Raw genomic sequence first — 5,746 nt, forward strand, 5'->3', positions numbered from 1 at the left:
ATGCCTCCTTCCCGCTTTGTGATCGCGGCTTGTGTCACCGCCGTCATAGCTGTGCCGGCCATCGCGCTCGTGTGGGCGGCACCCGATGACGACATTGATGCCGCGCCCGAGCAATCCACCATGTGGGTGGACGAAGAAGCCGCCGAAGACGAGTCGGCCGACGTTACAGTCCAGGACGCTGGGGCTGACGCATCGGAAACTGACGGCGAGATCGATAGCTATGCCGCTGATATAGAGATCGATGACTACAGCTGGGAAGCCAATGATTCCGGTATCGAGGCGTTGGACGCCGAGATGAGCGACGGTGTGGTTGACGTGGCGTCCGGTGAATTCGTGTCGGACGATGACGCTTTGGCGGCGACATTCGCCCAGTGGGGGACGCAGGAAGAGGCCGAGGCCTACGTGGACGCCCTGCGGTCTGCCGAGTTGGGCATCGGTCCGCTTGTTGACGGCGACATCGACTCAGGGGCCGGGCACTTCTGGTACTACGCGCGCAACGATGGTGACCAAGAGATCGGCGTCGTGTACTGGTACTCGGGGACGATCACCGGCAAACTTTCCGGCGATCCTCGAGAGGTGCAGCAGTTCTTCCTGAGGTTCCCCAAGTAGTCCTCCTGTCAGGCCCTAGTCTGATCCACTCAGTTCCGGCCGCGCGTTTGTGGCTGTGCAGAGACGACATCGCGCGATTGGTGTCGTCCGTGCCATTGATCCGCAGGACCTCAGGCGCAAAACCCCGACCGGAAGCGCGCGTGGCTGTGAGGTTCAGGTAGATTGTCATGAGGTGCCGGGGCTGGTGCCGCGCGAGTACGTCAGGAGTGTCATGGACGCGGATCTGGTTGTTGTGGGGTCGGGTTTGTTCGGTCTCACGATTGCCGAACGAGTAGCCAACGAGTTGGGCAAGCATGTCGTCATCGTTGAACGACGCAGTCACATCGGTGGCAATGCCTGGTCACAGACCGAACCGACGACCGGAATCGAGGTGCACCGTTACGGCGCTCACCTCTTCCACACCTCGAACAAGAAGGTCTGGGATTACGTCCAGCGGTTCACCACCTTCACCGGCTACCAGCACCACGTGTACACCACCCACAAGGGTGTCGTGTATCCGATGCCGGTGAACCTGGGCACCATCAACCAATTCTTCTCGGCGGCCTATCGTCCCGACGAGGCGAAGGCCCTGATCAAGGAGCAGTCGCAAGAACTGGGCGACAAGGAGCCGGCGAACTTCGTCGAGAAGGGCGTTTCGCTGGTCGGGCGGCCGCTCTACGAAGCCTTCTTCATGAACTACACCGCCAAGCAGTGGCAGACCGAGCCCGAGAATCTGCCGGCCTCGATCGTCAGCCGGCTGCCGGTGCGTTACACCTACAACAACCGCTATTTCAGCGACGATTACGAGGGCCTGCCCACCGACGGCTACGGAGCCTGGCTGACCCGGATGATCGACAACCCGCTGATCACCGTGCTGACCGAGACCGACTTCTTCGACGACTCGCACGAGTACTCGAAGGCCAAGGTCGTCGGCAAGGTGCCGGTCGTGTACACCGGACCCATCGACCGCTACTTCGAGTACGCCGAGGGCGACCTGAGTTGGCGCACCATCGACCTCGAAGAAGAGGTTCTCACCGACACAGGTGATTTCCAGGGCACCTCGGTGATGAATTACGCAGATCTGGACGTGCCGTTCACCCGGATCCACGAGTTCCGTCACATGCATCCGGAGCGCGACTACCCGACCGACAAGACGGTCATTCACCGCGAGTTCAGCCGGTTCGCTAATCGCGACGACGAGCCCTACTACCCGATCAACACCGACGATGATCGGGCGAAGCTCGCCAAATACCGTGAGCTGGCAGCCGCTGAACCCGATGTCATTTTCGGCGGACGCCTGGGCACCTACAAGTATCTGGACATGCACATGGCCATCGCGTCCGCGCTGATGACCTACGAGACCGTTTTGAGGCCGCACTTCACAGATGGCGACCCCGTAAAAAGTGGAGGCGTGGAAGCGTGAGCACCGAAACATCCCAAACCCCGACTGTGTGGACGCAGGTCTCCCGCATCGTCTTCCCGCCCGCCGGTGAGGAAGACACCCTGCCGCTCTACGTCGATTTCGGACGTGCCGCCCCAGTCGAATCTCCCGATGGCGGTGGCCGCCGGGGCCAGCGGCTCGACGCCGACGCGGTCGCGGGTTCGAAAATCGACCGCAGCGACCTGATCGCCGAGGACGGCGGCACCCGAACCCTGCCCCCCGGTCTGCGACTCTCGCTGGGGACCGTCTTCAACGCGTTTCCCGCCAGCTACTGGCGGCAGTGGACCGTCGCCACCAAGGTGCGCCTGGTGCTGACCATCGAAGGCTCCGCCAACGTCATGGTCTACAAGTCGAACGCCGAGGGCCGTGCCCAGCGTGCCGCCAGCAAGCGCACCAAGGGCAGCGAGAACCAGATCAGCTTCGTGCTGCCGCTCGACTCGTTCACCGACGGCGGCTGGTACTGGTTCGACCTTGTCGCAGGCGAAGAGGGTGCCCGGCTGGTCAGCGGCCACTGGGAGGTCAACGCGGAGCCCGTGCGTCCGATCTCGCTGAGCATCGGCATCACCACCTTCAACCGCCCCGACTACTGCGCCCGAACTCTGATGGTGCTGGCCACCTCCGAAAACCTCAAGCCGATCCTGAAGCGGGTCTATGTCGTCGATCAGGGCAACAAGAACGTCAAGGACGACGAGCTCTATCCGGAGGCCGCCGAACTGCTCGGCGACCGCCTCAAGATGATCTACCAGGGCAATATGGGCGGCTCGGGTGGCTTCTCGCGCGGCATGTACGAGGCCGTCAAAGCCAACGAGGCCGAGTTCCATATGGTGCTGGACGACGATGTCACCGTCGAGCCGGAGAGCATCGAGCGGCTCGCCGTCTTCGGTGCCTTCTGCCGCAATCGCACGCTGGTCGGCGGGCAGATGTTCGATCTCAACGAGAAGTCGGTCGCCCAGTCCTTCGGTGAGGGCATCAACAAGTGGCGCTGGCTGTGGGGTGCTCTGGAAGGCACCGAGAATCGTGTCGATCTTGGCGCAGCCAATCTGCGGAGCCGTTCGGTCTTGCACCGCCGCCTCGATGTCGATTACAACGGCTGGTGGATGGAACTGATGCCGGTCTCGGTGATCGCCGAGCTGGGGCTGTCGCTGCCTATCTTCATCAAGTGGGACGATCTGGAATACGGTCTGCGCGCCGCCGAAATCGGCGTCCCCACGGTGACCCTGCCGGGTGCCGGACTTTGGCACATCGCGTGGGGTGACAAGGACGATTCACGCGACTGGCAGGCCTACTTCCATGAGCACAACCGCATTCTGACCGCTCTCCTGCATTCGCCGTACGAGCGCGGCGGCAGGCTGATCTACGAACTGTCGACCCTTGATGTCAAGCACTCGGTCTCCGCCGAGTACTACGCGCAGACCATCCGGTTGATGGCGATCGAGGATATCCTGTCCGGGCCGGAGCATCTGCACGAGACGATCCTGAGCCGGATGCCGAAGTTGCGGGAGCTGACCAAGCAGTTCAGCGACGCCCAATACCGGCCCGATCCGGACGCTTACCCGGCCGTCTCGCGCACCGGGAAGCCGAAGTTCAAGACCCGTCCGAAGGCCCCGAACATGGTGACGCTCGCCCCGTGGACGGTCAAGACCATCGTCCGGCAGTTGCTGCCCGCCAGCGAGAAGGCCAAGGAACGCCCCGAGGCTTCGATCAGTCACGCCAACAGCAAGTACTTTGTGCTAAGCCAGTACGATTCCGCGCTGGTGACGAAGGCCGACGGCTCTGGTGCGGCCTGGTACCGTCGAGATCCGAAACAGCTGCGGCATCTGCTGGCCCGCAGTGTGGCCGCTCGCGCTGAGCTGGCGGCCAACTGGGACAAGCTGCGCAAGCAGTACCAGGACGCACTGCCGCAGGTCGTTTCGTTGGAAGCATGGGAGAAAACCTTCGGCATCTAGTCGCATGACCAGAGGGGACCGTCGAAGGTGAATGCCGAGAGGGCTTGATTGGTGGCGACGAATTCCGTGGAGCTGGCTGACGAACCGCTTCGTCCGCCTGGGCACAGCATCGGACTACTGGCGCTTCCGCGCTGGAGGTTCCTGCTTCAGCTACTGGTGAAGAAGGAACTGCGCGTCCGATATCGCGGCTCCGCGCTGGGCATGGTGTGGAGCTATGTGAAGCCCGCAGTCCAGCTGCTGGTTTACTACGTGGCGATGGGTCGGTTCCTGCGGCTGGGTGATTCCATCCCCAGCTACGTGGTTTATCTGTTCAGCGGCATGGTGATGATCAACTTCTTCAATGAGATCCTCTCCAACACCACCAGATCGATCATCTTCAACGCGCCACTGGTCGGCAAGGTCTACCTGCCGCGCGAACTCTTCCCGGTGAGCAGTGTCTGGGTGGCGTTCGTGCACGTCGTGCCTCAGATCGTCGTGCTGATCGTCGGCGCGCTGGTCTTCGGCTGGCGTCCCGGCGTCTTCAGCATCCTCGGTGGGGTGCTGGCGATCTTGATGATCTGCGCCTTCGCGCTCGGCATTGGGCTGGCCTTCGCGGCCTTCAATGTCTACTTCCGTGACGCCGAGAACCTGATCGAACTGTTGATGATGGTCGCGATCTGGCTTTCTCCCGTCTTCTACCAATGGCACATGGTGGCCGACGCCTTCCCCGGCTGGCTGTTCAAGATCTACCAGCTGAATCCGCTGGCGATGGCCGTCGAACTCTCGCATTATTGCTTCTGGATGCCTACCAGGGGGGTGCTGACCGACGGTGCCGATGCGTCCAGTCTGATGCCCCCGCACTGGATGATCGGGGTAGCCATCAGCTCGGCCGTCGCGTTGGGAACGCTGGCTCTCGGCCAGTTGGTCTTCCACCGCCTTGAGGGCAAGTTCGCCCAGGAGCTGTGATGAGCGAGACTTCGAACGACCTGGTGATGGCCCAACTGGAGGGCGTCGACAAGGAATTCGCGCTACGCCACACCCGCTCGATCAAGGAGTACGTGGTCTGGTGGGCCAGCGGACGCAAGGGCGACCTGGCCGAGACCTTCAAGGCACTGGACGGGGTTTCGCTGTCCATCCATCAGGGTGAGTCGGTCGCTTTGCTCGGCTTCAACGGCTCGGGAAAGTCAACGACCCTGAAGCTGATCAGTGGTGTCATGATGCCCGATGCCGGGTCGATCGCGGTGCGCGGACGCATTGCCGGCCTGATCGAGGTCGGCGCCGGCATGCATCCCGATCTGACCGGACGCGAGAACATCTATCTCAATGGCGCGATCCTCGGCATGAGCGAAGCCGAGATCGACGAGCGCTTCGACTCCATCGTGGACTTCAGTGGTATCGAGAAGTTCATCGATTCTGAGGTGAAGTTCTACTCGTCGGGCATGTACATGCGGCTGGCGTTCTCGGTGGCCGTGCACTCCGAACCCGACATCTTCCTAGTGGACGAAGTGCTTGCCGTCGGCGACGAGCCCTTTCAGCGCAAGTGCATTCACAAGATGCGTGAGTTGCGCGACGCCGGCCAGACGCTGGTGGTCGTCAGCCATGATCTCGAGCTCATCAAGTCGATCTGCCACCGTGGCATCGTGCTCGAGCATGGCAAGGTCATTCATGACTCGGAGATCACCGAGGCCGTGGACTTCCTGCGCTCGACGATGCCCGACTGAGCGGCGAGTCCTTCCTGGCGTAGCATGACGGGCGTCCGATAACCCCAGGAGGAGGATTCCCCGTGCGAAAG

General features: G+C 62.1%; 5 protein-coding genes. All 5 read left to right on the forward strand.

The genetic code is table 11. The features are described 5' to 3' along the window. Positions 1-609 (forward strand): hypothetical protein (locus AAFP05_RS07930; RefSeq protein ID WP_341729321.1); only part of this gene is annotated, 609 nt, incomplete at its 5' end. 211 nt (positions 610-820) lie between these two features. Then, positions 821-2,011 carry a UDP-galactopyranose mutase gene (gene glf, locus AAFP05_RS07935; protein ID WP_341729322.1) on the forward strand — a complete coding sequence of 397 codons (1,191 nt, stop codon included), beginning with the start codon at positions 821-823 and terminating at the stop codon, positions 2,009-2,011. Next, positions 2,008-3,975 carry a glycosyltransferase gene (locus AAFP05_RS07940; RefSeq protein WP_341729323.1) on the forward strand — a complete coding sequence of 656 codons (1,968 nt, stop codon included), beginning with the start codon at positions 2,008-2,010 and terminating at the stop codon, positions 3,973-3,975. The genes glf and AAFP05_RS07940 overlap by 4 nt, the downstream gene beginning before the upstream one ends. A 51-nt stretch (positions 3,976-4,026) precedes the next feature. Then, positions 4,027-4,920, forward strand: a complete 894-nt coding sequence (locus tag AAFP05_RS07945) for an ABC transporter permease (protein ID WP_341729324.1) — start codon at positions 4,027-4,029, stop codon at positions 4,918-4,920. Continuing rightward, a complete protein-coding gene (locus AAFP05_RS07950; RefSeq protein WP_341729325.1) occupies positions 4,920-5,675 on the forward strand; it encodes an ABC transporter ATP-binding protein in 756 nt (251 codons plus the stop codon). Before AAFP05_RS07945 ends, AAFP05_RS07950 begins: the two co-directional genes overlap by 1 nt. Positions 5,676-5,746: the final 71 nt, after the last annotated feature.

This window comes from Brooklawnia sp. (assembly GCF_032229645.1).
Taxonomy (GTDB): domain Bacteria; phylum Actinomycetota; class Actinomycetes; order Propionibacteriales; family Propionibacteriaceae; genus Brooklawnia.